General features: G+C 73.3%; 20 protein-coding genes and 1 pseudogene. 12 read left to right on the forward strand and 9 right to left on the reverse strand.

The window, feature by feature from the left end; translation table 11 throughout:
* Positions 1-162 precede the first annotated feature (162 nt).
* A complete protein-coding gene (locus ORI94_RS13745; protein ID WP_266074956.1) occupies positions 163-993 on the reverse strand; it encodes a pyrimidine reductase family protein in 831 nt (276 codons plus the stop codon).
* Positions 994-1,030: 37 nt separating this feature from the next.
* Between ORI94_RS13745 and zapE the strand changes: the two genes are divergently transcribed.
* The 3 genes from zapE (at position 1,031) to ORI94_RS13760 (ending at position 4,788) form a co-directional block, all read left to right on the forward strand.
* The gene (gene zapE, locus ORI94_RS13750; RefSeq protein WP_266074957.1) at positions 1,031-2,131 is read left to right on the forward strand and encodes a cell division protein ZapE; all 1,101 of its coding nucleotides are present in this window, start codon (positions 1,031-1,033) and stop codon (positions 2,129-2,131) included.
* 116 nt (positions 2,132-2,247) lie between these two features.
* A complete protein-coding gene (locus ORI94_RS13755) occupies positions 2,248-3,285 on the forward strand; it encodes a slipin family protein (protein WP_266074959.1) in 1,038 nt (345 codons plus the stop codon).
* A 90-nt stretch (positions 3,286-3,375) separates the two neighbouring features.
* Positions 3,376-4,788 carry an alkaline phosphatase PhoX gene (locus ORI94_RS13760; protein ID WP_266074961.1) on the forward strand — a complete coding sequence of 471 codons (1,413 nt, stop codon included), beginning with the start codon at positions 3,376-3,378 and terminating at the stop codon, positions 4,786-4,788.
* 69 nt (positions 4,789-4,857) lie between these two features.
* Here the strand turns inward: ORI94_RS13760 and ORI94_RS13765 are convergent, their stop codons facing one another.
* Positions 4,858-5,346 carry an SRPBCC family protein gene (locus ORI94_RS13765; RefSeq protein ID WP_266074963.1) on the reverse strand — a complete coding sequence of 163 codons (489 nt, stop codon included), beginning with the start codon at positions 5,344-5,346 and terminating at the stop codon, positions 4,858-4,860.
* Entirely contained in the window at positions 5,343-5,768 is a 426-nt protein-coding gene (locus ORI94_RS13770; protein ID WP_266074965.1) for an ArsR/SmtB family transcription factor, read from the reverse strand. Before ORI94_RS13770 ends, ORI94_RS13765 begins: the two co-directional genes overlap by 4 nt.
* Before the next feature lie 140 nt (positions 5,769-5,908).
* On the opposite strand from ORI94_RS13770, the gene ORI94_RS13775 reads away from it, so the two are divergent.
* From ORI94_RS13775 to ORI94_RS13790, 4 genes are all read left to right on the forward strand, one after another.
* A complete protein-coding gene (locus ORI94_RS13775) occupies positions 5,909-6,763 on the forward strand; it encodes a polysaccharide deacetylase family protein (RefSeq protein WP_266074967.1) in 855 nt (284 codons plus the stop codon).
* A gap of 34 nt (positions 6,764-6,797) precedes the next feature.
* Entirely contained in the window at positions 6,798-6,983 is a 186-nt protein-coding gene (locus ORI94_RS13780) for a hypothetical protein (RefSeq protein ID WP_266074969.1), read from the forward strand.
* Positions 6,984-7,016: 33 nt separating this feature from the next.
* On the forward strand, positions 7,017-7,841 hold the full coding sequence (locus tag ORI94_RS13785; RefSeq protein WP_266074973.1) for an aminoacyl-tRNA hydrolase: 825 nt from the start codon (positions 7,017-7,019) through the stop codon (positions 7,839-7,841).
* 750 nt (positions 7,842-8,591) lie between these two features.
* Positions 8,592-9,914, forward strand: coding sequence for a DUF692 domain-containing protein (locus ORI94_RS13790; RefSeq protein WP_266074975.1), 1,323 nt, complete (start codon positions 8,592-8,594; stop codon positions 9,912-9,914).
* Positions 9,915-10,263: 349 nt separating this feature from the next.
* On the opposite strand, the gene ORI94_RS13795 is transcribed toward ORI94_RS13790, so the two are convergent.
* From ORI94_RS13795 to ORI94_RS13805, 3 genes are all read right to left on the reverse strand, one after another.
* Positions 10,264-10,896 carry a DedA family protein gene (locus ORI94_RS13795; protein WP_266074977.1) on the reverse strand — a complete coding sequence of 211 codons (633 nt, stop codon included), beginning with the start codon at positions 10,894-10,896 and terminating at the stop codon, positions 10,264-10,266.
* A gap of 101 nt (positions 10,897-10,997) precedes the next feature.
* Positions 10,998-12,104 (reverse strand): FAD-dependent monooxygenase, encoded by a 1,107-nt coding sequence (locus tag ORI94_RS13800; protein WP_323056050.1) that lies wholly within the window; start codon positions 12,102-12,104, stop codon positions 10,998-11,000.
* Positions 12,105-12,398: 294 nt separating this feature from the next.
* On the reverse strand, positions 12,399-13,352 hold the full coding sequence (locus tag ORI94_RS13805; protein WP_266074980.1) for a LysR family transcriptional regulator: 954 nt from the start codon (positions 13,350-13,352) through the stop codon (positions 12,399-12,401).
* 93 nt (positions 13,353-13,445) lie between these two features.
* Here ORI94_RS13805 and ORI94_RS13810 point away from each other — a divergent pair, with 93 nt between their 5' ends.
* Both ORI94_RS13810 and ORI94_RS13815 read left to right on the forward strand, forming a co-directional pair.
* The gene (locus tag ORI94_RS13810) at positions 13,446-14,717 is read left to right on the forward strand and encodes an aldo/keto reductase (RefSeq protein ID WP_266074981.1); all 1,272 of its coding nucleotides are present in this window, start codon (positions 13,446-13,448) and stop codon (positions 14,715-14,717) included.
* Positions 14,718-15,027: 310 nt separating this feature from the next.
* Positions 15,028-16,632 (forward strand): alpha/beta hydrolase, encoded by a 1,605-nt coding sequence (locus ORI94_RS13815; protein WP_266074982.1) that lies wholly within the window; start codon positions 15,028-15,030, stop codon positions 16,630-16,632.
* Here the strand turns inward: ORI94_RS13815 and hemQ are convergent, their stop codons facing one another.
* Together hemQ and hemG are read right to left on the reverse strand one after the other, a co-directional pair.
* The gene (gene hemQ, locus ORI94_RS13820; RefSeq protein ID WP_266074984.1) at positions 16,633-17,364 is read right to left on the reverse strand and encodes a hydrogen peroxide-dependent heme synthase; all 732 of its coding nucleotides are present in this window, start codon (positions 17,362-17,364) and stop codon (positions 16,633-16,635) included.
* A 35-nt stretch (positions 17,365-17,399) separates the two neighbouring features.
* The gene (gene hemG / locus ORI94_RS13825; protein ID WP_266074986.1) at positions 17,400-18,851 is read right to left on the reverse strand and encodes a protoporphyrinogen oxidase; all 1,452 of its coding nucleotides are present in this window, start codon (positions 18,849-18,851) and stop codon (positions 17,400-17,402) included.
* Positions 18,852-19,019: 168 nt separating this feature from the next.
* On the opposite strand from hemG, the gene ORI94_RS13830 reads away from it, so the two are divergent.
* The gene (locus ORI94_RS13830) at positions 19,020-20,084 is read left to right on the forward strand and encodes a DUF4349 domain-containing protein (protein WP_266074988.1); all 1,065 of its coding nucleotides are present in this window, start codon (positions 19,020-19,022) and stop codon (positions 20,082-20,084) included.
* Positions 20,085-20,106: 22 nt separating this feature from the next.
* Complete coding sequence (locus ORI94_RS13835) at positions 20,107-21,570, forward strand: FAD-dependent oxidoreductase (protein WP_266074993.1); 1,464 nt, start codon at positions 20,107-20,109, stop codon at positions 21,568-21,570.
* 248 nt (positions 21,571-21,818) lie between these two features.
* Here the strand turns inward: ORI94_RS13835 and ORI94_RS13840 are convergent, their stop codons facing one another.
* A complete protein-coding gene (locus ORI94_RS13840) occupies positions 21,819-22,217 on the reverse strand; it encodes a hypothetical protein (RefSeq protein ID WP_266074995.1) in 399 nt (132 codons plus the stop codon).
* Positions 22,218-22,297: 80 nt separating this feature from the next.
* On the opposite strand from ORI94_RS13840, the pseudogene ORI94_RS35520 reads away from it, so the two are divergent.
* A pseudogene (locus ORI94_RS35520) lies at positions 22,298-22,423 on the forward strand (rhomboid family intramembrane serine protease); the annotation flags it as partial.
* Positions 22,424-22,589: the final 166 nt, after the last annotated feature.

Raw genomic sequence — 22,589 nt, forward strand, 5'->3', positions numbered from 1 at the left:
CGTGTTCGCACGGGCACTGCCGGAGTCAGTCTGCCCACCGCGACACCAAGCGGAACGGAACATTCCGCCGATTACCGGACCAGCGGTCATCCTCGAACGCGCTTTTGGGCACTCCCGGGCCCTCCCGGACACCGCCGGAGCGTCCGGGTCCGCCCGGTGCCCTCAGGACCGCGCGTACCGCGTGAACAGGAAACCGTCCTCCTCCAACACCGCCTTCAGCGTGAAACGCCGCGGAAGTGTCACAGAGGGGCCACCGGCGATGCGCTGAGCGTCACCCGCGGTGAGCATCGGGGCGACGGTCAGACAGAGCTCGTCCAGCGCACCGGCCGCCACCAGCTGCCCCAGCAGCCGCGGACCGCCCTCGGTCAGCAGCCGGGTGTGCCCCAGCCGCGCGAGTTCCCGGACCGCCCGTGCCGGGTCCACGCCGGCGCCCTCCCCCGCGGTCACGACCCGGGCCCCGGCCGCCTCGGCGGCGGCGACCCGGGCCGGGGGCGCGGCGGCGCCGGCGAGGATCAGGGTGGGCGCCAGCGGGGAGGTGAACAGCGGCAGGGAGAAGTCCAGGTCCAGACTCGCCGAGACGACCGCGATCGCCGCCGCCGGCCCCTGCCCGGCGGCTTCCCGCGCCGCCGCGAACCCGGCACGCGCGCGTGCCGGGCGGTAGCCCTCCTGCCGAACCGTTTCCGCACCGACGAGCACGACGTCCGCGAGGGCCCGCAGCGTGCCGAAGACCCGCATGTCGGCCGGGCTGGAGATGGGTTGCGAGCGGCCCTCGTGCTGGGCGGCGCCGTCGAGCGTCGACACCATGTTGGCCCGCAGCCACGGCTGCCGGCCCCCACCGCGCTCCGGCTCCGGGTAGGCGTACGCGGCCGCCAGTTCGGCCAGGCTCCACTCCCGGCCGCCGCCGTCCTGCGCGGCTCCCGCGCCGTCGCCGGACGCACCGGCACGCGCCGGGGGAACTGCTGTTTCGTCGATCACGGGGAACAGGCGTCGCATGAACTGCAGTGTTCCACGCCCCGTAGTATGAGTAAGCGTGTCCTCCTCCCCCGCATCCCGGCCCGCCGTCACAGCCGAAGCGGCCCCGCTGTCCCTGTGCGCCCGTGAGCCGCACGTCCCCGCGGACCGGCTGGTCGCCGAGATGGTGCCGCCGCCGCGGTTCGACGCGGTCCGCTTCGACACGTACATACCGGACCCGGGCCGGCCCAGCCAGACCGAGGCCGTACGCGTCCTCGAGGGCTTCGCGGCGGGTCTCGGCACAGCCCCCGCCGGCGGTTCCGGCAGGCGCGGGCTGTTCGGCTTCAGGAAGACGGCGAAGCCCGCCCCGGCCGGCCCCCGCGGCGTCTACCTCGACGGCGGGTACGGCGTCGGCAAGACCCACCTGCTGGCCTCCCTCTGGCACGCCACCCCGGCCGAGCCCGCGCTGAAGGCGTTCGGCACCTTCGTGGAGCTGACCAACCTGGTCGGCGCCCTCGGCTTCCAGCAGACGGTGAAGACCCTCTCCGGCCACCGGCTCCTGTGCATCGACGAGTTCGAGCTGGACGACCCCGGCGACACCGTCCTCGTCTCCACCCTGCTCGGCAGGCTGGTCGAGGCGGGCGTCGCGCTCGCCGCCACCTCCAACACGCTGCCGGGCAGGCTCGGCGAGGGCCGGTTCGCCTCGGCCGACTTCCTGCGTGAGATCCAGGGCCTGTCGGCCCACTTCCGCGCCCTGCGCATCGACGGCGAGGACTACCGCCACCGCGGCCTGCCGAAGGCGCCGCCGCCGTACACCGACGAGCTGGTGACCAGGACGGCGTACGCCACCGAGGGCGCCTCGCTGGACGGCTTCGCGGACCTGCTGGACCACCTCGCGAAGGTGCACCCCAGCCGGTACGGCGCCCTGACCGACTCGCTCAGCGCCGTGTGCCTCACCGGCGTGGGGCCGGTGCCGGACCAGTCGACGGCGCTGCGCCTGGTCGTCCTCGCCGACCGGCTCTACGACCGCGAGGTGCCCGTACTCGCCTCGGGACTGCCGTTCGACGAGCTGTTCAGCGAGGAGATGCTGAAGGGCGGCTACCGCAAGAAGTACTTCCGGGCCATCTCCCGCCTCACCGCCCTGGCCCGGGACGCCGGCCGGCTCACGGGACCTGCGTAGCCGCCGCCCCGCCCACCGGATGCGTGGCCCCACCCATGGCCTCGACCCGGGCAACGGGCATATCGTGACAGAAGTGACCACAAGCGTCCGAAGCAGGCCTCTGACGGGAGGTCGTCATGGTCGAGGAGCTGCTCACCGCGGCCGCCGCCACCGGTGCCGCGGGCGTCGCCTATCTCGCCGCGGCGGCGCGGGTCGTCAAGCAGTACGAGCGGGGCGTGGTCTTCCGCCTCGGCCGGCTGCACGGCGAGGCACGCCGGCCGGGGTTCACGCTGATCGTCCCCTTCGTGGACCGGCTGCACAAGGTGAACCTGCAGATCGTCACGATGCCGGTGCCCGCGCAGGAGGGCATCACCCGGGACAACGTGACCGTGCGGGTCGACGCGGTCGTCTACTTCAAGGTCGTGAACGCGCCCGCGGCGCTCGTGAACGTGGAGGACTACCGGTTCGCGGTGTCCCAGATGGCGCAGACGTCGCTGCGCTCGATCATCGGCAAGAGCGACCTCGACGACCTGCTGTCCAACCGCGAGAAGCTGAACCAGGGCCTGGAACTGATGATCGACAGCCCCGCGGTCGGCTGGGGTGTGCAGATCGACCGGGTCGAGATCAAGGACGTCTCACTGCCCGACACCATGAAGCGGTCCATGGCCCGCCAGGCGGAGGCCGACCGCGAGCGGCGGGCCCGGGTCATCAACGCCGACGCCGAACTCCAGGCGTCCAGGAAGCTCGCCGAGGCGGCCCAGCAGATGGCGGACACGCCCTCCGCACTGCAGCTGCGGCTGCTCCAGACCATCGTGGCGGTCGCGGCCGAGAAGAACTCCACGCTGGTGCTGCCCTTCCCGGTGGAACTGCTGCGCTTCCTGGAACGGGCCGCTCGGAATCCGGTGCCCCAGGAACGCGCCCTCGAGGAGCCCGGGCCGCCGGCCGGCCGGCGGGGGCACGGCGACGGGGAGGGAGCGGCGGCGGAGGAGGAGGAGAGGGGCAGGGGCGAGGACGCGGGCAGGGGCCCGGCCCCGGACTTCGGGCGCCTGGCCCCGGACACCGGCCGCCAGGCCGCCCCCTCCTCCGCCCCCACCAGCGCTCGCCCCGGTCCCGGTCCCGGCCCCGCCGCCGGCCCCGGACAGGTGACGCGCGAGCGTCCCCGGACCGGCGCGTGACACGTGCTCCGCACGTGGTTCCCGTGACCCACGGCAGGTGATAGACACGGCGGGACCACAGTTCCTGTCCGCCAGCAGGAAGGTTCCCCCATGTCAGAAACAGGCACGCCGGAAGCAGGGTCCGACACCGGATTCCCGTCCTCGACACGACGTCGGCTGCTCGCCCGTTCCGGCGCTCTGGGCATCGGCATCGCGTTCTCCGGCGCCCTCTCGGAGCTGTTCACCCCCGCGGCCGCCGCACAGCACCTGGGCCATCACGCCTACGGCCCCCTCGTCCCCGATCCCGACGGGCTGCTCGACCTGCCGAAAGGTTTCCGCTACCGGGTGCTGTCCCGCGAGGGCGACCCCCTGCGCTCCGGCGAGGGTCCGGTCCCCTCCCACCATGACGGCATGGCCGCCTTCGCGGGCGGGCACGGCCGGATCCACCTGGTCCGCAACCACGAGAACCGCGCCGACGGCAGGATCCCGGTCCCGGTGGTCGAGGGCCTGACCTACGACCCCCAGGGCAAGGGCGGCTGCACGTCGCTGACCCTGGACCCCCGCGGCCGGGTGCTCTCGGAGCGGGTCGCGCTCGCCGGTACGGCCGTCAACTGCGCGGGCGGGCCGACGCCCTGGGGCACCTGGCTGACCTGCGAGGAGACCGAGGACAAGGCGGGCACCAACGGCTACGCCAAGGACCACGGCCACGTCTTCGAGGTCGACGGCGCCGACCCGGGCCGCACGGGCGCCGTACCCCTGACCGCGATGGGCCGCTTCCAGCACGAGGCGGTCGCGGTCGACCCGGAGCGGGGTGTCGTCTACGAGACGGAGGACGCCTTCGAACGGCCTTTCGGCCTCTTCTACCGGTTCCTGCCCGACAGGCCGCTGGGCGGCACCGGCTCGCTGCGCGCGGGCGGCAGACTCCAGGCGATGCGGGTGCCGGGCGTGCCGGACCTGTCCTCGGCCCAGGAGACGGGCGCCCGGTTCGACGGCGTCGAGTGGGTGGACGTACCGGATCCGCTGGCCACCGAAACACCCATCCGCTTCCAGGACTTCGGCACCGGCGGCGTCACGCACGCGCAGAAGCTGGAGGGCTGCCACTGGGGCGGGCGGTCGGTGTACTTCGTGTCGTCCTTCGCCCGCAGCACGGAGGGATCGGCCGGCGACCACCACGGGCAGATCTGGCGCTACGACCCGGACCGGCGCCGCCTGACGCTGGTGATCGTCTTCGGGCCGGACACCGACGTGCGGCTGCCCGGCGAGTCACCGGACAACATCTGCCTCGCCCCCGGCGGCGGTCTGATGGTCTGCGAGGACGGCGGCGGCGCGCAGCACGTCTACGGCGTCACCCGGCACGGCGAGGTGTACGCGCTGGCCCGCAACCGCCAGAACAGGGGCACTGCGCAGGACCCGGACTGGGGCGAGTTCGCCGGGGTCGCCTTCTCTCCGGACGGCCGGACGATGTACGTCAACTGCTACGACCCCGGGACGACGTTCGCGGTCACGGGCCCCTGGCGGCGGTGACGGCGCGGGGCCGGCCGGGGCGGTCCGCCCCGGCCGGCCCTCACGGCCCGTACGCGGCCCGCACGGAACTCAGGCAGCCGTCAGCAGACCGTCCATCTGCCCGATCGACTCGCGCAGCCCGTCGACCATGCCCATCTCGGCCAGCTGCTCCATCTGCTCGCGGGTGTCGAAGACCGAGCGCAGTTCCATCCTGGTTTTGCCCTCGCGCTCGCTGAGCGTCATCCGTACCGCCGTGGTCGGCATCTCGGCGTTCGGCCTGCCGTCCCGGTCGGAGAAGCCGTCGGTGAACTCCAGGGACGTGGGCGGTGTCACCGTCGCGATCCGCCACCAGCCGCCGTACTTCTCGCCCTCCGGGCCGGTCATGACGTACGTGACCTCCCCGCCCGGGGTGAGGTCGTGCTCCTCCACGGTCGCCGGGTAGGCCGGCGGCCCCCACCAGCGCTCCAGCTGCCGCGGGTCGGCCCACAGCTGCCACACCTTCTCGACCGGTGCGGTGAAGTCCGCGATCACGGTGAGGGTCAGCCGGTCGACATCCTTGTCCACGCTCGTGACGGTCATCGGTCCTGTCCTTCCGTCGTTTCCCTGCCGTCGCCCGGCCTCGCCGCGGTTCCGGCGCCGCTCGGGGCCTCGGTCCCGGATCCGGTCCGGGCTTCGTCCACCAGCAGACCGGACATCCGGTCCACGCGCGCCCGCCAGGCCGTCTCCAGTTCGCCGAGGGCCTGCCGTGCCCTGTCCACCGCGTCGGGGTCGGTCCGCACCAGCCGCTCCCGGCCGCTGCGCTGCTTGGTGACCAGACCGGCCCGCTCCAGCACCGTGACGTGTTTCTGCACCGCGGCGAAGCTCATCGGGTACGCCTCGGCCAGACGTGACACGGACAGCCCAGCCCGCACGCAACGACGGAGTATGTCGCGACGCGTCGCGTCGGCCAGGGCGTGGAACAGCCGGTCCACGCTGTCGTCGGTCAAGCCATCTACAACCATTTGGTTGTACGTTAGTCCGGCGCGCCCCGCACCGCAAGCGGGGGCGGAAGACACCCCGGACTCGGCCACCCGAGTGGCACCCCACCCCGTCCGCCGGCAAAAGAAGACGAATCACCCGATACACCCCATACGTTCATACGGTGATCACACCGGTACGTCGAGCGGCAGCCTTCTGCGCCCTCACCACCGCGCTCGCCGCGCTCGCCGCCTGCGGCGCCCCCCACCCCGCGCAGCTGCCACGCGGCGCCCCCTCCGCCACCACCGCGCCCTCCCGCACGCACCCGCCCACCCTGGCCCCGGGACCGGCGGGCCTGACCCCGGTCTTCGAGAACGCCCCCCGGACCGCGGGGAAGACCGTCGCCCTCACCTTCGACGCCGACATGACCGCCGACCAAGGCCCGCGTGCGGCGGCGGGCGAGCGCTTCGACCATCCGCGGCTGATCGCCACCCTGCGCGCGCTGAGGGTGCCGTCCACCGTGTTCATGACGGGACGCTGGGCCGAGGAGTACCCGGACCAGGCCCGTTCCATCGGCCGGGACCCGCTCTTCGAGGTCGCCAACCACTCGTACAGCCACTACGCGTTCACGGACGACTGCTACGGCCTGCCGACCGTCGGCCGGGACCGGATGCGGGCGGACGTGGAGCGGGCGTACACGGCGTTCCGCGAGGTGGGGGTGGAGGACCCGATGCCGTACTTCCGCTTCCCCGGCGGCTGCTACGACCGCGAGGCGCTGAAGACGCTCACCCAGGCGGGTGTCACCGCCGTCCAGTGGGACGTGGTCGGCGGCGACGCCTTCGCCACGGACGCCGACGCGGTGGCCCGGCAGGTCCTGGACGGAGTGCGTCCGGGCTCCGTGGTCGTCCTGCACTGCACCCGCAGCGCGGCCCCGGCGACCGAGCGGGCGGTACGCACGATCGTCCCGGAGCTGCGCCGCCGGGGCTACCGCCTCGTCAAGGTCTCCGACCTGCTCGCGGCGGCGGGCGAACGGGGCTGACCCGGCCGGGAGCACAGCGTCCTACGCTGGAGGCATGACCACCGACGGCAACGACTACTGCCTGATCGACGCGACCCGGCCCCCCGAGGCCGGCGGGCCTCCGTACGCGGAGTGCGTGCTGTGCCGGGAGCCGACGGAGTACCCGGCGTCGTACAAGGGGATCACCCTGTGCCCGGTGTGCGAGTGGGAGGAGGCCCAGCGCACCGCCTGCTCCGGCTGACGGCACCACGGCGCGGCTTGGCAGACTGTCGGGGTGAACAGCGACCAGACCGATGACCGGGCGTCCGCCGCCGCGAGTCCCTTCCGGTCCGGGCCCAGCGCCCGCGACGAAGCCCCCCAGTTCGTGCTGCCCCTGGTGGCGCACATCGAGCGGTCGGCGCCCCCGGCCCGCACGGACGCGCTGGAGACGGCGGCCCGCGCGGTGCTGACGATGCTGGCGGACCAGCGGTCGGTGGGCGGGGGCGAGTGGGCGCAGGCGATGCGCGACTGGCAGGACGCCCGCATCCGCAAGGTGGTCCGCAGGGCCCGCGGTGCGGAGTGGCGCCGCGCGGAGGCCCTGCCCGGCATCACGGTCACCGGCAAGTCGGCGGAGGTCCGCGTCTTCCCGCCCGTCCCCCTGGACGGCTGGCCCAAGGACCTGGCCCGCCTCCAGGTCTCCGGTACCGACCTGGACGACCCGGAGCCCCCGCCCCCGGCGGATCCCACGGCCCCCGTCCTCTGGCTGAACCCCGACCTCGGCATGTCGGCCGGCAAGGCCATGGCCCAGACGGGCCACGCGGCCCAACTGGCCTGGTGGGAGCTGACCGACAAGGACCGCACCGCCTGGCGCGACGCCGGCTTCCCCCTCTCCGTCCGCCCCGCCGCCCCGTCCCACTGGACCACCCTGACCGCCTGCGGTCTCCCCCTGGTCCGTGACGCGGGCTTCACGGAAGTCGCCCCGGGCTCCAGCACGGTGGTGGCGGACCACCCGTCCCTGCGCCGGCCTCCCCTGCCCGGTGGCGGTGGCGGTGGCGGTGGCGGTGGCGGTGGCGGCTGCGATGCCGGCCCCCCTCCGTCGGGGAGACGGGCACTGTCGTGATTCGGCCATGGCCGACCCCACCTCACCCGTGTACCAGGCGCGCTACGGCTGGGACCTCCGCACCACGGGAGTCGTAGCCGTCTCCGCCGTCTTCACCGCAATCCTGCTGTTCTCGGACATGCCGCTGTATGTGCGCGGTCTGGGTCTGCCGCTCTTCGGCGCGGGCGCACTGTTCATGGCGTACGCGGCGTTCAGCGGCAGGGTCGCGTTCCGGGTGGACGAGACAGGTGTGCTGCCCGGCGGGAGCCCTGCCCGGTACGGGGCCACCACCGCCCGTGCGCCGTGGGGCGACGTCACCGGTGCGGTGCTCTGGCGGCAGGCCACGGGCCGCTCCTCCGTGCCCTGTGTCGGGGTCACCCGGCGGGAGGGCGCTTCGGCCCTGCCCGGTGGCGGCCCGAGGGCCCGTGCCCTCCTGGAACATCTCGTGCCGGTTCCGACCGAGGTCGCGGCGGCCTCCCGGGCGGTGACCGGGTGGCGCCTCGACCAGGACCGGCTGATGGCCGCCGTCGCCCGCTTCGCGCCCGGCCTCCCCGTGTACGACCACCGTCAGCACGCGTACGCCCCGCAGGCCCGCTCGCCCCACACACGTTCGGGCACCGACCCTGCGCCTCCCTCCCGAAAGCTCAAATGTTGCTCTGCAAGTGGGCGCGACGCGGTTCGGGCGCGGGCTTCGGGGCCATATCCCCGTCGCGTCCGGACGGACGTCCGGTGGGGGCCGGCCGGGTGGCCGGTGGAGGAGGGGACAGCGGCATGGAGCGACTGGGGACGGGAATCGGGTGGCGGCCGGAGATCGCCGGGGACGTCGAGCGGATGCCGGGGATCGACTGGGTGGAGGTGGTGGCCGAGAACGTGTGTCCCGGGCACCTCCCCGAGTCGCTGCTGCGGCTGCGCGAGCGCGGGGTGACCGTCGTGCCGCACGGGGTCGCGCTCGGGCTCGGCGGGGCCGAGCGGCCGGACGCGGGGCGGCTGGAGGCGCTGGCCGAGCGGGCCACGGCGCTCCGGTCTCCGCTGGTCACCGAGCACATCGCGTTCGTGCGGGCGGGCGGTCCGCTCAGCGTCTCCCCTCGGCTCGAGGCCGGTCACCTGCTGCCGGTGCCGCGCACCCGGGACGCACTCGACGTGCTGTGCGAGAACGTCCGGATCGCCCAGGACGCCCTGCCCGTACCGCTCGCCGTGGAGAACATCGCGGCGCTGTTCTCCTGGCCCGGTGAGGAGATGTCCGAGGGCCAGTTCCTGTACGACCTGGCCGACCGCACCGGCGTACGGCTGCTCGTCGACGTGGCCAACCTGCACACCAACCACGTCAACCGCGGCGAGGACCCGGCGAAGGCGCTCGCCGAACTGCCCCTGGAGGCCATCGCGTACGTCCATGTCGCGGGCGGCGTCGAGCGGGACGGCGTCTGGCACGACAGCCACGCCCATCCCGTGCCCCGGCCGGTACTGGACATCCTCACCGACCTCGCCTCCCGGGTCTCCCCTCCCGGCGTACTCCTGGAACGGGACGAGAACTTCCCCGGACCGGGCGAACTGGAAAGGGAGTTGGCGGCCATTCGGGGGGCGGTGGGGCAGGGGGTGGCCGCCCGGAGCGGCAACGCCCGGGCGAAGAGGTCCGGCTCCGGCTCCGTAAGGGGAGCCGGCTCCTGCGAACCCGCGCGGCAGCGGGTCGCGCTCGCCCAGGCGGCGGTGCTGTCCTCGCTGGTCGCCGGGACACCCGTGCCCGAGGGGTTCGACCGGGTGCGGATGGCCGTGCAGTCGCGGGCGCTCGCCGCGAAGCGGGCGGACGTCGTCGCCAAGGTCGCGCCCGAGCTGCCGGTGATGCTCGGCGGACGGTACCGGGCGGCCTTCCTCACCCATGCCCGGAAGCAGCCGATGACCGGGGGGTACCGGCAGGACGCCCTGGACTTCGTCGAGCAGTTGCTGCTCACCTCCGGGCAGCGGGAGCGGCAGCACGAGCAGCTGCCCCTGCGGGAGTTGCGGAAGTGGTGGCTGGAGCGGTCCGGCCCCGGGCCGCGATCGCGCCGGCCCGCGGTGCGGCTGGCGCGCGCCACGCGGCGGGTGCTGCTGAGGCGTTGAGGCCGGGACACGCGAACCCGGCCGCCCACGACGTGGGGGCGGCCGGTGACGGGGGGGCGCGATCTGACGCTGTACAGGACCGCGTTCCTGTCCGGCGCCCCCTGTCGGGTCACCGATGCCACCCTGGCTCTCCCTGGCGCGTCAGAGCCGGCTGCCGGTGGCCCGCGGCTGGGCGACCGTGCTCGGCCCGCTCGGGCGAGCGGCGTGATCAGCCTGCCCCTGCTCGGCACTCGCCTCGTCGGTCCGTCGGCCGTCGGCCCGCGTCGCCGTGACCTCGGCCCGCCTGGCAGGCCGTCGCGGATGATGTCGTAGCCCGGGAGGAGGTCTCGCTCGATCCCCTCCCCGCGCCTCAACGATCTCCGGCAACGAGGCCGTCCGGCTTGACAGGGTTCTTGCGGCGCCGGATATGGCGTGAGAACTCCATCGCACCGGTCACCGCGAAGGCGAGCCCGACGCCGACACCGATGGCAAGAAGCGTGTTCTCCTGGAAGAAGACGCCACCGAGGTATCCCGACAGCGCGGTGTAGGCACTCCAGGTGGAGGTGGAAATCGCGACGTACAGCATGAACTTGCGCAGCGGGTAGCCCACCACCCCCGCCGCCCCCGTGGCGAGATAGCGTCCGACCGGGATGAACCGCGTGGAGACGAGCACAAAACCGCCGCGCGCTTCGAGTTCGCGCCTGAACCAGTCGTACGCCGTCCGGCGTTTGGTACCGACTGGCAGGCGCCTGAGTACGCGTTCTCCCATCAGCCGCCCGATGGAGTAGGGGACGAGGTCGCCGAGAAAGGCGCCGAGCGTCGTGGCGGCGATGACGAGCACGATGTTCGTCTGCCCGGTTGCGCCGGCGACACCCGCGAGGATCACGACGGGCTCACTCGGGATCATCGGGAGGAAAGAGTCGAGTAAGGACACCGCGATGAGCACGGCGTAGAGCGCGGACGACGCCATCAACGACTCCGCGATGTCTATCCAGTCCGGCATTTACTTCCCGCCCCTGTCGTACGAACACGGAACTTCACGGGTGACTCCCCATTTCTTGGAGGTGTGCGTCGTGGGGCGGGTGGCCGCCCCCCAGGCCGATGTCAGGTGGCGGGCGCCGTGGCGAGCATCCAGTGGCTGAACGCGGCGTAACGTTGCGCGAATTCGGCTGCGTCGCCGGCATGTTCGACGGCGGCGGAATGCCGGCGTACCGTGTCGAAGCGGGCGCTGCGGGCGTGTTCGTAGGTGGCGAGGGCCTTTTCCAGGTCGGTCTCGGCCGCCAGGATGCTGCGCAGGACGCCGACGTCTTCGATGCCGAGAGTGCCACCGGCAGCGATGTGGGGGGACAGCCCGTGTGCGGCGTCTCCGGTCAGAGCGACGCGCGCGCTGGTCCAACGGGGCAGTTCCGGGACAAGCGTGATCTGGTTCTCCAGGATGGACTCGTCCGGCGTGTCGGCGATCATGGACAGGAGCTCGTCGTTCCATCCCGCCTCGACCAGGTTCTGTGCGCGCTCCAGAGCCCGTTCGCGCTTGCTTCCGGTGAGCGGTCCGGCATCGAACTGGTTGACCATCCACATGGTTCGGTCGCCGGCGATCCTCGCGTACCCACCGCGGGTTCGGTGGTGCCCGACGGTGAGCACGGTAGTCTCCGGTTTCTGGTTGCCGGTCGGCACGATCGCGCGCCAGGCGTAGTGGCCGGGGTGCGCCACGGCGTCACTCCCCGGTACAAGTTGCCTGCGTATGGGCGAGTGGACGCCGTCCGAACCGATCAGCAGATCCGCGCGAAGCGCCTCGCCGTCGGCGAGGTGCACGACGACGTCCGATTCCGTTTCGGTGTATCCCGTCACGTGTGCGCCCAGGCGGATGCGGTCGCGGCCGACGGTGTCGGCCAAGAGGCTGTTCAACTGAGGGCGCGGCACGAGCAGGAACCGGTGATCGCTGTCGGTGTGTCCGGGGGCGCGGACCGGAGCGCCGGCCGGGTCGAAGAACCACGTGTTCTGTTCGATGCCCATGTCCTGGACTGCTGCGCCGATACCGAGGTGGTCGAACTCTCGCAACGCGTTGGCCCACAGGCCGATGCCGGCGCCGACAGCTCGAATCCTCGGCGCCTGTTCCAGCACGACGACATCGTGGCCGATGAGTTCGAGGGAGGCTGCGGCGGTGAGTCCCACCAGGCCGCCACCGACGATCACCGTGGATTTCGTGGACAACTTCTTCGCTCCTTGTTCATGACGGACAGGGTCGAGAGAGCTGTCCGTGCCGGTGAGCGGGACGTCGGCGCGTCCGAAGGGTTGCAGCGAGAGCTCAGCTGCCAGGTCGCCGGTGAGCACCGATACGACAGGCGGGGCTTCCTTCGTCGAGCGGGGTACGGCCCGGAGGTGTGCCTCGACACTACGAGCACCCGCCGCCTGCATCAAATGCAATTTAGTCAATGGAAGATTTACCCCCGTGCATTCGACTGCTCTCGGCCGCGCACGCCGCCGAGCGGCGTGCCGCCCGTCCCGCTATTCCGCGGTCGGCCGCCTCGCTCCGGCCGCGTCGGCGTCTGCCGGAGGCCGGCGCCCGCCGAAGGCGGCGAAAGCGTCACGCACCTGAGCCCGGAGCCAGGCGTGGGCCTTGTCGTTGTCGTAGCGCTGGTGCCAGGCCAGGGTCACCGGCACGGGCGCGAGGTCGAACGGTGGCGCACTGGTGCGGAGTCCGCAGGCGTCGAGCGTCGGCCGGCAGACCTGCTCGGACACCACGACGAACAGCTGGCTCTGACTGACGATGTGCAGTGCCGCAGTGCTGGTCGGGGCGGACGCCACAACTCTGCGGCGCAGACCGAGGTTCTTCAGGGCGACGTCGATCGGGTCCTCGGTTCGGCCGCGACGGGAGACGATGACGTGGTCGGCTGCAGCGAAGCGCTCAGCGGTCAACAGGCTTCCCGCGCAGGGGTGGTCGGGGCGGAACGCGACTACGAGCCGGTCGTCGCCGAGCGTTTCGTGGTTGATCTCCGGCAGGGCCGGCATGGTCGAGCTGATCTCCAGGTCGACCCTGCCGTGCCGCAAGTCGTTCGTGTCGATGTCGGCCTCCGCGAGCAGCCGCACGGACAGACCGGGGCCGGCCTGCTGGATCGCGGCGAGGAGATGAGGGGCGATCGCCGTGGTGAGTGCGTCGTTCCCCCGGATGATGAAAGCCCTCCGCAGGGTGCCGAGATCCAGTGTGCGCTTCGGTTCGAGGACCGCGCGAGACTGCGCGACGAGATAGTGCACGTCGTCCCGGATTTCCAGCGCGTAAGGAGTCGGTGTCATCGTCCTGCCGGAGCGGACCAGGATCTGGTCCCCGGTCAGTCGACGGATCCGGCCGAGGCTGCGGCTCGTGGCCGGAGCGGACAGACCCAGCCGTTCCGCGGCCCCCGCCACGCTGCCTTCCTCGAGGAGGGCGTCCAGCACTGCCATGAGATTCAGATCCAATTGCATGGGGCGCACTTTAGGGCTGCCAAACATGCACTGGCCAGGGCATGTCGGCGGCTGTACGGTCGCGTTCCGGCGGACTGTTCGGGGAGGAGCGGCATGGAGAGCTGGCAGATGTCGTCCATCGACGTCGCACGCGGGGTCCGGGCGCGAGCCTTCTCCGCCCAGGAGGCGACGAGGTCCGTCCTGCAGCGCGTCACTGAGGTCGATCCCGGCGTGAACGCCTCGGCCGAGGCCTTCCTCACCGCAGGTGAGGTCATCGGGGCGCGCAGTCGCATGACGGCACCCGTCGACCCGGCCGACGGGTGGTCAGCCGAGGAGGCCGGACCGCGGAAGGAACACCATGGCCAATTACACCGTCCCTGCGGGCGGGCGACCGTGACAGCCGCCATCGGCACGGTACCGCTGGGTTCGTCGCCGCTGTCCGTCAGCGCGTTCGTCTTCGGCGCCGGCGGCATCGGTGGCGTCGGCTCCTCGCCTGCTACGCGCGGGTTCGGACTTTCTCCCGAGGACGGGAGCGACCGGCTCGGTGAGGCAGCCGCGCTCGGCGTCACGACCATCGACACGGCCGACTCGTACGGCGACGGCGCCAGCGAGGCCACCGTCGGCCGCTGGGTGCGCGATGCCGCCGACGAACGCACCGTGATCATGACGAAGGCCGGGATCACGTACGACGGGGGCACCCCGCCGACGAACCTGTCGGCCGAGTACCTGCGACAACAGTGTGCCCAGAGTGTCGAAAGACTCGGCCGCGTGGACGTGTTCCTCGCCCACGCACCGGACCCGCGCACACCCTGGCCCGAGACCGTACAGGCCCTTTCCGACCTCCAGGGCGAAGGCGTCATCTCGGCCTGGGGCGTGTGCAACGTCGGCCTGGAGGCGCTCAGCACGATCCTCCGTGCTGCCGACGAACGGGGGCGAACGCGTCCAGCCGTCGTCCAGAACCGCTTCAACCTGCTCGACCGCCACGGCGAAACCACTGTGCTGCCGCTGCTGATGAGCGAGGGCATCGCGTTCACGCCGTTCTCCCCGCTGGCCGGGGGGATTCTCTCCGAGCGATACCTGGACGGTGCCGTGCCGCAGCCCGGCAGCCGCTTGGCCGCGACGGAGCAGGTGTACTACCGGGGCTTTCGCAGCAAGGCGAACCTCGAACGGATCGAGGAGTTGCGCGAGCTGGGCCGCGACCGTGAGGCCAGTGTGTCCGGGCTGGCTTTGGCCTGGCTGCGGCAGCACCCCGCGGTCACCGCCCCCATCGTCTCACCTCGCTCACCGGACCAGTGGGAGGCGGTGACCGAGGCGGCGGCGCTCCGGCTCGGTCAGGACGACTGGGACACGGTGTCGCGCCTGTTCGCCCCGGACGGATTCCAGTGAGTCCCTCGCCGTCCCGTCGTGGGGCCCGGTCTCCCGGCCCGGCCGATGCAGCCGACGACCGCGCGGTGGGCGACCCGGGCCCGCGGGCGGCCTCCACGCACCGCGAGCACCTCCTGGAGCACGGTCCGGGGCGCCGTCCGGACGGCGCCCCGGACCGTCGTCACCGCACGAGGGACGGCCCCGGTTCCGGGGGGGCGCACGGGAGCACTGACGGCGACACCCACCGGCGGTGCTTGCCCTGCCCCGCCCGCCGGACGAAGCATCCCTGGTGTCGAACGCCGTGCGAGCGGCGCGCACCGAAGGGAACGCGATGAGAACTGCCGTCGTCCACGCGGCCGCCGGGTCCTTGCTGCTCACCACCCTGGCCGTCGCGCCGGCCGGTGGCGCCACCGCCGCCCCGGGCGCGGCCGAGCTGCGCGGCACCGCGGTGGCCGCCGCGCGCGCCGCGGCCGAGGGCATCGCGTTCGGCCCGTGTCCCGACGCACGGGACCTGCCGGGCACCGTCAAGTGCGGCACGGTCACCGTCCCGCTCGACTACGCCCGCCCGGACGGCAAGCAGATCCGACTCACCGTCAGCCGCGTCCGCGCCACGCGGAAGGACGGCGGGCGCGCCGTGCCCCGGCAGGGCGCGCTGGTGCACAACCCGGGCGGGCCGGGCTCCGACGGGACGTACTTCCCGCTCATCGGCCTGCTCCCGGAATGGAAGCGCATCGCGGCGGCGTACGACCTGGTGGGCTACGCCCCGCGCGGGGTGGGCCGTTCCGCACCGCTGTCCTGCCAGGACCCGAAGACGTTCGCCCAGGGCCCCACGCAGGCGCCGACACACCCCTCCCCGGCGTACAAGCGGGAGCGCGTCGCGCGGGCGAAGGCGTACGCGCGCGGCTGCGCGGAGCGGGCCGGCGACTCGCTGCGGCACTACCACTCCCTGAACAACGCCCGTGACCTGGACGTGCTGCGCGCCGCGCTCGGGGAGCCGCGGCTGACCTTCATGGGGGCGTCGTACGGGACGTACTTCGGGGCGCTGTACGCCACGATGTTCCCGGCGCACGTGAGGCGGATGGTGTTCGACTCGGCGGTGAACCCGGACCCGGCGCAGATCTGGTACCGCAACAACCTCGACCAGTCCGCGGCGTTCGAGGACCGCTGGGCGGACTTCCGGACGTGGGTCGCCCGGCACGACGACGTGTACGGGCTGGGCGACACACCGCGCGAGGTGCAGCGCAGCTACGAGACGGCGAGGGCGCGGCTGGCGAAGGAACCGGCGGGCGGGACGGTGGGGCCGGGCCAGTTGCAGGGGGCGTTCCTGCAGGCCGGGTACTACGACGACCACTGGCCGCATCGCGCGCACGCCCTGTCGGCCTATCTGAGGGGCGACCCCGGGCCGCTGGTCGAACAGGCGCAGGCGCATCCGGAGGCGGCCGTGGAGACGGAGAACGCGCGCGCGGTGTACGTCGCCGTGGAGTGCAACGACGCGCCCTGGCCGACGGACTGGGCGGTGTGGGACCGGGACAACACCCGGCTCGCCCGCCGGGCCCCGTTCGGGACCTGGGACAACGTGTGGACGAATCTGCCCTGCGCGTTCTGGCCGGCGCCCCGGCAGCAGCCGCTGGACGTGCGCGCCGGCACGGGCGCGCTGCCGCCGACGCTGGTCCTGGCGGCCGAGCGGGACGCGGCCACCCCGCACGAGGGGGCCCTGGAGCTGCACCGGCGGCTCGCGGGTTCGGCGCTGGTGACCGAGCGGGACGCCGGTACGCACGGCATCGCGGGCGGGACCAACGCCTGCGTGAACGGCCACCTGGAGGAGTACCTGCTCACCGGCCGGGTCCCGGGGCGGCGCGCGTCCTGCGCACCGCGCCCGGAACCGGCACCACGGGCGGAGCCGGAGCGGCGTGCGGAGCCCCGGCCCGCGGCCTGATCAGGCGAGGCCCGCGACGAGTTCCGCGATGTCCTTGCGGCGGCCCGTGTAGAACGGGACCTCCTCACGGACGTGCATCCGGGCCTCGGAGCCGCGCAGGTGCCGCATGAGGTCGACGATGCGGTACAGCTCGTCGGCCTCGAAGGCGAGGAGCCACTCGTAGTCGCCGAGGGAGAACGAGGGGACCGTGTTGGCGCGCACGTCGGGGAAGCCGCGGGCCATCTTGCCGTGGTCGGCGAGCATGCGGCGGCGGTCCTCGTCGGGCAGCAGGTACCAGTCGTAGGAGCGCACGAAGGGGTACACGCTCACGTAGGCGCGGGGCTCCTCGTCGGCGAGGAACGCCGGGATGTGCGAGCGGTTGAACTCGGCGGGCCGGTGCAGCGCCATGTTCGACCACACCGGCTCGAGGGCGCGGCCCAGCCTGGTGCGGCGGAAGAGGTTGTACGCCTCCTGGAGCTGGTCGCTGCTCTCGGCGTGCCACCAGATCATCAGGTCGGCGTCGGCGCGCAGACCGGACACGTCGTACGTGCCGCGGACCGTGACGTCCTTGGCGGCAAGCCGGTCGAACAGCTCCTGGACCTCGTCGGCGTACCCGGCGCGGTCCTCGGGCAGCACGTCCTTCAGCTTGAAGACGGACCACAGGGTGTAGCGGATGACCTCGTTCAGGTCCTTGGCCAGCTTGCCCTTGTTCGGGATCCGGTCGGGTGCGGGGGTGGTGGCGTCGTCGCTCATGTCCCTTATTCTCCTGCTCCTCCGTGGAGGGTCCTTCACCGGGTGGCGGTGACGTCCCGCGCGTCGTGCGGGGCCCCACCGTGGATCTGGTCGGCGGCGGCGTCGGCGGCCTCGTACGCGCTCGCGATGCACGCGGGGATGCCGACGCCGTCGTAGGCCGCGCCGCACACGGTCAGCCCCGGGAGGGCGGCGAGGTGCTCGCGGACGCGGGCCACGCGCGCGTGGTGGCCGACGGGGTACTGGGGCAGGCCGTCCTGCCAGCGGGTGACCCGGGTGGCGACCGGGGTGGCGTCCAGGCCGGTGGCGGCCAGCAGGTCGTGCCGGGAGACCTCCACGAGGCCGGCGTCGTCGCGGTCCAGGATCTCCGTCTCGCCGTGCCGGCCGACGGAGGTGCGCAGGACCATGAGGTCCGGGTTCTCCTGGCCGATCCAGCCCCATTTGCGCGAGGCGAAGGTGGACGCCTTGATGGTGCGGCCGTCGACCGGCGGCACCAGGAATCCGCTGCCCGCGGGCAGGTCGGTCTCCGCGCGGCGGTAGGCGAGCGTGACCAGCGCCATGGAGGCGTACTCGACGCCGGCCAGCTCGGCGGCGGCGCCGGGCGCCTCGGCGCGCAGCAGCCGGGCGGCGGCCGGGGCGGGGACGGCGACGACGACGGCGTCGGCGCGCAGCTCCCGTTCCCCGGTGACGACCCGCCAGCCGCCGGCCGGCTCCCGGCGCAGTTCGGTGACCGGGGCTCCGGTACGGATCTCCCCGCCGCGTGCCCGTACCGACGCGGCGACGGCGAGCGGGAGGGTGCCCACGCCGCCCTCGATGCCCATGAACACCGGTCCGGTCTGCCGGTCGTCGGTGGCGGCGGCGGCCTTGGCCTGGATGTCGCGGACGCCCTCGGTCAGGGAGATGTGCGTCCGCGCGGCCCGGAACAGCTGGGGGACGGCGGAACGCATCGAGATCCGGTACGCGTCACCCGCGTACACACCGCCCAGCAGCGGCTCGACCAGCCGGTCGACGACCTCGCGGCCGAGGCGGGCGGCCACGTACTCGCCCACGGCGACGTCGTCGCCGACCTCGGTGCGGGGCAGCCCGGCGTCCTGGCCGATCCGGGCGAGGCCCTCGTCGGAGAGCACCCCGGCCAGGGCGTCGGCGGAGGAGGGGACGCCCATGACGTGCCCCTTGGGCATGGGGCGCAGGGCACCGCGGGTCCACAGCGACGCGGTCGCGGTGGCCGGCGGCTGGAGCCGGTCGGAAAGGCCCACCTCGCGGGCGAGGGTCACCGCCTCCGGGCGGCGGGCCAGCATCGACTCGGCGCCGAGGTCCACGCGCGCGCCCGCGATCTCGCCGGGCAGCAGCTTGCCGCCGACCCGCTCCGAGGCCTCCAGCACGGTCACCCGTGCCCCGCGCCCGAGCAGCCGGTGCGCGGCGGCCAGTCCGGCGATGCCGGCTCCCACGACGACGACCCGCTGCTCCGCACCCGTGTGTGATCCGCTCATGGCTCCACCCTCTCAGACGCCACGGGAGGTCCCACCAGGGCCGTCCGGCCCTCCGTCGTTCCGCCCCGAGTCCCTGCCGTGACCGCTTCGGGACCGTTTCGCGCCCTCGTTCCACCGCCCTGCGGCGTCGTAGGAACGTCATCGGTCACGAACCCCGGGGGGACCCGCATGCGCACACGACGATCCGTACGGCCGGCACACGCCGTGCCGGGCCTGCTGCTGGCAGCCGCCCTCGCCCTGGCCGGATGCGGCGGCGCGGGCTCGAGCAGCGACTCCAGTGCCTCCGACGACAAGGCCGCCGTCGCGCCGGCCGACGCCCAGGGGGGCGCCGAGGAGGGGGCGGAGGGAGGGGCGGCGCGGGACGGGGCCGCCGGCAGCTCGGCGGACGGTTCGCGGGCGACGGCGCCGCCCGCGGACAGGATCACCGCCACGAGCCACATCATCCGCACCGCCGCGCTGACCGTGCGGGTGAAGGACGCGCCGGCGGCGCTGGGCGACGCGCGCACCACCACCGAGAACGCGGGCGGCTACGTCGGCGACGAGAACACCCGGCAGGACGCGGAGGGCCACGAGCTCACGCGCGTGGTGCTGCGCGTCCCCGCCGAGAAGTACGACGAGGTCCTCGCGGACCTCGAGGGATCCGGCGAACTGGTCGAACGCAGCGCGAAGGCGCAGGACGTCACCGACCAGGTCGTCGACGTCGAGAGCCGGATCAGGACGCAGCGCGCCAGCGTGGCCCGGATCCGCGAGCTGATGGACCGGGCCACCCGGCTCAGCGACGTGGTCACCCTGGAGGGCGAACTCAGCACCCGTCAGGCCGACCTGGAGGCCCTGCTCGCCCGGCAGGCGTCCCTGAAGGACCGCGCGAGCCTGGCCACCATCACCCTGACCCTGTCCGAGAGGCGGGTGGAGCAGAGCGCACAGGACGACGGCCCCGGGTTCCTGGACGCGCTCGCCGGCGGCTGGGAGGCGTTCGTGACCATGCTGCGCTGGCTCGCGGTGGCGATCGGCGCGGCGCTGCCGTTCGCGGTGGTGGCGGCCCTGCTCGCGCTGCTGTGGCGGAAGGCCGTACGCCCCGGGCTGCCCCGCCGTACACGGCCGGCCCCCGCCTCCCCGCCCGTTCCGGCCTCCCCGCCCGTTCCCGCGTCCCGGCCCGTTCCCGCGTCCCGGCCCTCGTCCGCGGGCACGACGGCCCGGACCCCGGGGGAGGCCCCGGAGCCCGGTACGAAGTGACCGGCCCCCGTAGCGTGGCCGTATGACCACGACTACGAGCACGGGCACGAACACGGGTACGGGCGACGGCGCGGGCCCGGCCGCGGAGGGACCGGAACGCCTGGTGGTGATCGGCGGCGACGCCGCGGGAATGTCCGCGGCGTCGCAGGCGCGCCGGTTGAAGGGACCCGACGAGCTGGAGATCGTGGCCTTCGAGCGCGGGCGCTTCACGTCCTTCTCGGCCTGCGGCATCCCCTACTGGGTGGCCGGCGACGTCACCGAACGCGACGAGCTGATCGCCCGCACGCCCGAGGAGCACCGCGCGCGCCACATCGACCTGCGGATGGGCACCGAGGTCACGGAGATCGACCCCGGCCGCAACCGGGTGCGCGCGCGGGACCTCGGTTCCGGCACCGAGTCCTGGACGTCGTACGACAAGCTCGTGATCGCGACCGGCGCGCGGCCGATCCGCCCGGAGCTGCCCGGCATGGACGCCCCCGGTGTGCACGGGGTGCAGACCCTGGACGACGGCCAGGCCCTGATCGACGCGCTGGAGCGCACGACCGGCCGCCGCGCGGTGGTCGTCGGCGCGGGGTACATCGGCGTGGAGATGGCCGAGGCGCTGATCAACCGCGGCTACGAGGTGACCGTCGTCGACCGCGGCCGGGAGCCCATGGCGACCCTCGACCCCGACATGGGGCGCCTGGTGCACGAGGCGATGGAGGGCCTGGGCATCACCATGGTGAACGGCGCCGAGGTCACCGGGCTGCTCACCGGGGACGACGGCAGGGTGCGGGCCGTGACGACCGCGGACGCCGAGTACCCGGCGGACGTGGTGGTGCTCGGCATCGGGGTGCGGCCGGAGACGGGTCTGGCGCGGGCTGCGGGGATGCCGCTGGGCCGGCACGGCGGGCTGCTCACCGACCGGTCGATGCGGGTCCGCGGGTACAGGAACGTCTGGGCCGGCGGCGACTGCGTGGAGGTGCTCGACCTGGTCTCCGGGCAGGAGCGGCACATCGCGCTCGGCACGCACGCCAACAAGCACGGCCAGATCATCGGCTCGAACGTCGGCGGCGACTACGCCACCTTCCCGGGCGTGGTCGCCACCGCGGTCAGCAAGGTCTGCGACCTGGAGATCGCGCGCACCGGGCTGCGGGAGAAGGACGCCCACCGCGCGGGGCTGCGGTTCGAGACGGTCACCATCGAGTCGACCAGCCGTGCGGGCTACTACCCGAACGCCTCCCCCATGACGGTGAAGATGCTCGCCGAGCTGCGCACGGGCCGCCTGCTCGGGGTCCAGATCGTCGGCCGGGAGGGCGCGGGCAAGCGCGTCGACATCGCGGCGGTCGCCCTCACCGCCGGGATGACGGTGGAGCAGATGACCATGCTGGACCTGGGGTACGCCCCGCCGTTCTCCCCCGTCTGGGACCCGGTCCTGGTGGCGGCCCGCAAGGCCACCGCGAAGATCCGCGCCACGGCGGGACGGCCGTCGCCGCGCACGCCCTGACCGCCGTCCTCCCGTGCGCTCCCGCCCGGGGCCGGTGGCGGAAGTGGCGTCGCGCGGCAGGCGCCGCTTTCGCACCAGGTCCCTGAGGGGTCCTTTCCCTACGAGTGTCCGGTCGGGTCGCGCGGTCCGGTGCCGTGCGTCGCAAGGCGCCGGAGAGCCCTCGTAACGGAGCCACCAGGGCTTTTCGGCAACGCGGCGTGGCGCGGTGCCGGGCCGCGCGACCCGGGCGGGCACGGTGAGAAGGACCCCTAAGCGGTCCCGTTGATCCGTTCGATCGCCTGACGCGCCTGCTCCGCCGGAGGCCGCGCAGGGTCCGCCGCGGGCCGGGACGGCAGGGAGGACAGGGACGACACGGAGGCGCCGGCGCCGCCGGTACCGGTGGGACCGGCCGTACCGGTGGCCCCCGCGCTCACGGCGGCCGGCGGTTGCTCCCCCGCCGGCTTCGCGTGCGCGGCGGTGGCCCGCGCCGAGCGCAGACGGTGGCCCACCGCCTCGTCCAGCGTCACCGGCCGCTGCATCTGGGAGGCGAGCCGCCCCGCCTCCTGGCCGAGCCGGGCGATGTCCTCCCAGGAGAGGCGCACCACGAGCGTGAGTTCCGCCTCCCCGTCGGGCAGCGCCTGCATCGCAGCGTTCACTCGGTCGTTCATGGTCCGTTCCTCACGTCGGCCCCGCGGCCCCTTCCCCGCGCCGCAGGCAGTTGGGAAGGGATACGCAGCGCCGGACGGCGGTGTTCAGCGGGCGGCGGGTTCACCGGCGGCCGCGCGGGCGGACGGAGGACGTGGTCATCCCCGTTCATGACGTGAATCCGGCACGGCGCACCCCGTGGGTCACCTACGCGCTGATCGCCGCGGACTTCGTCGCCGGAACACCCCCGCGTCCGCGGGGGTGTTCCGAAGCGCGGCAGCGTGTGGGGAGGCCAGGCCAAGAGGGTGTCCACGTGGTGTGCGGTGGAGGCGGCATGATGCCGTGCCATGGGTGTTGGTTTGTCGCAGCGGTTGGTTCCTGACGAACTCTGGTCG

Origin of the sequence: Streptomyces sp. NEAU-W12, from assembly GCF_026242095.1 — a bacterium.
Taxonomy (GTDB): Bacteria; Actinomycetota; Actinomycetes; order Streptomycetales; family Streptomycetaceae; genus Streptomyces.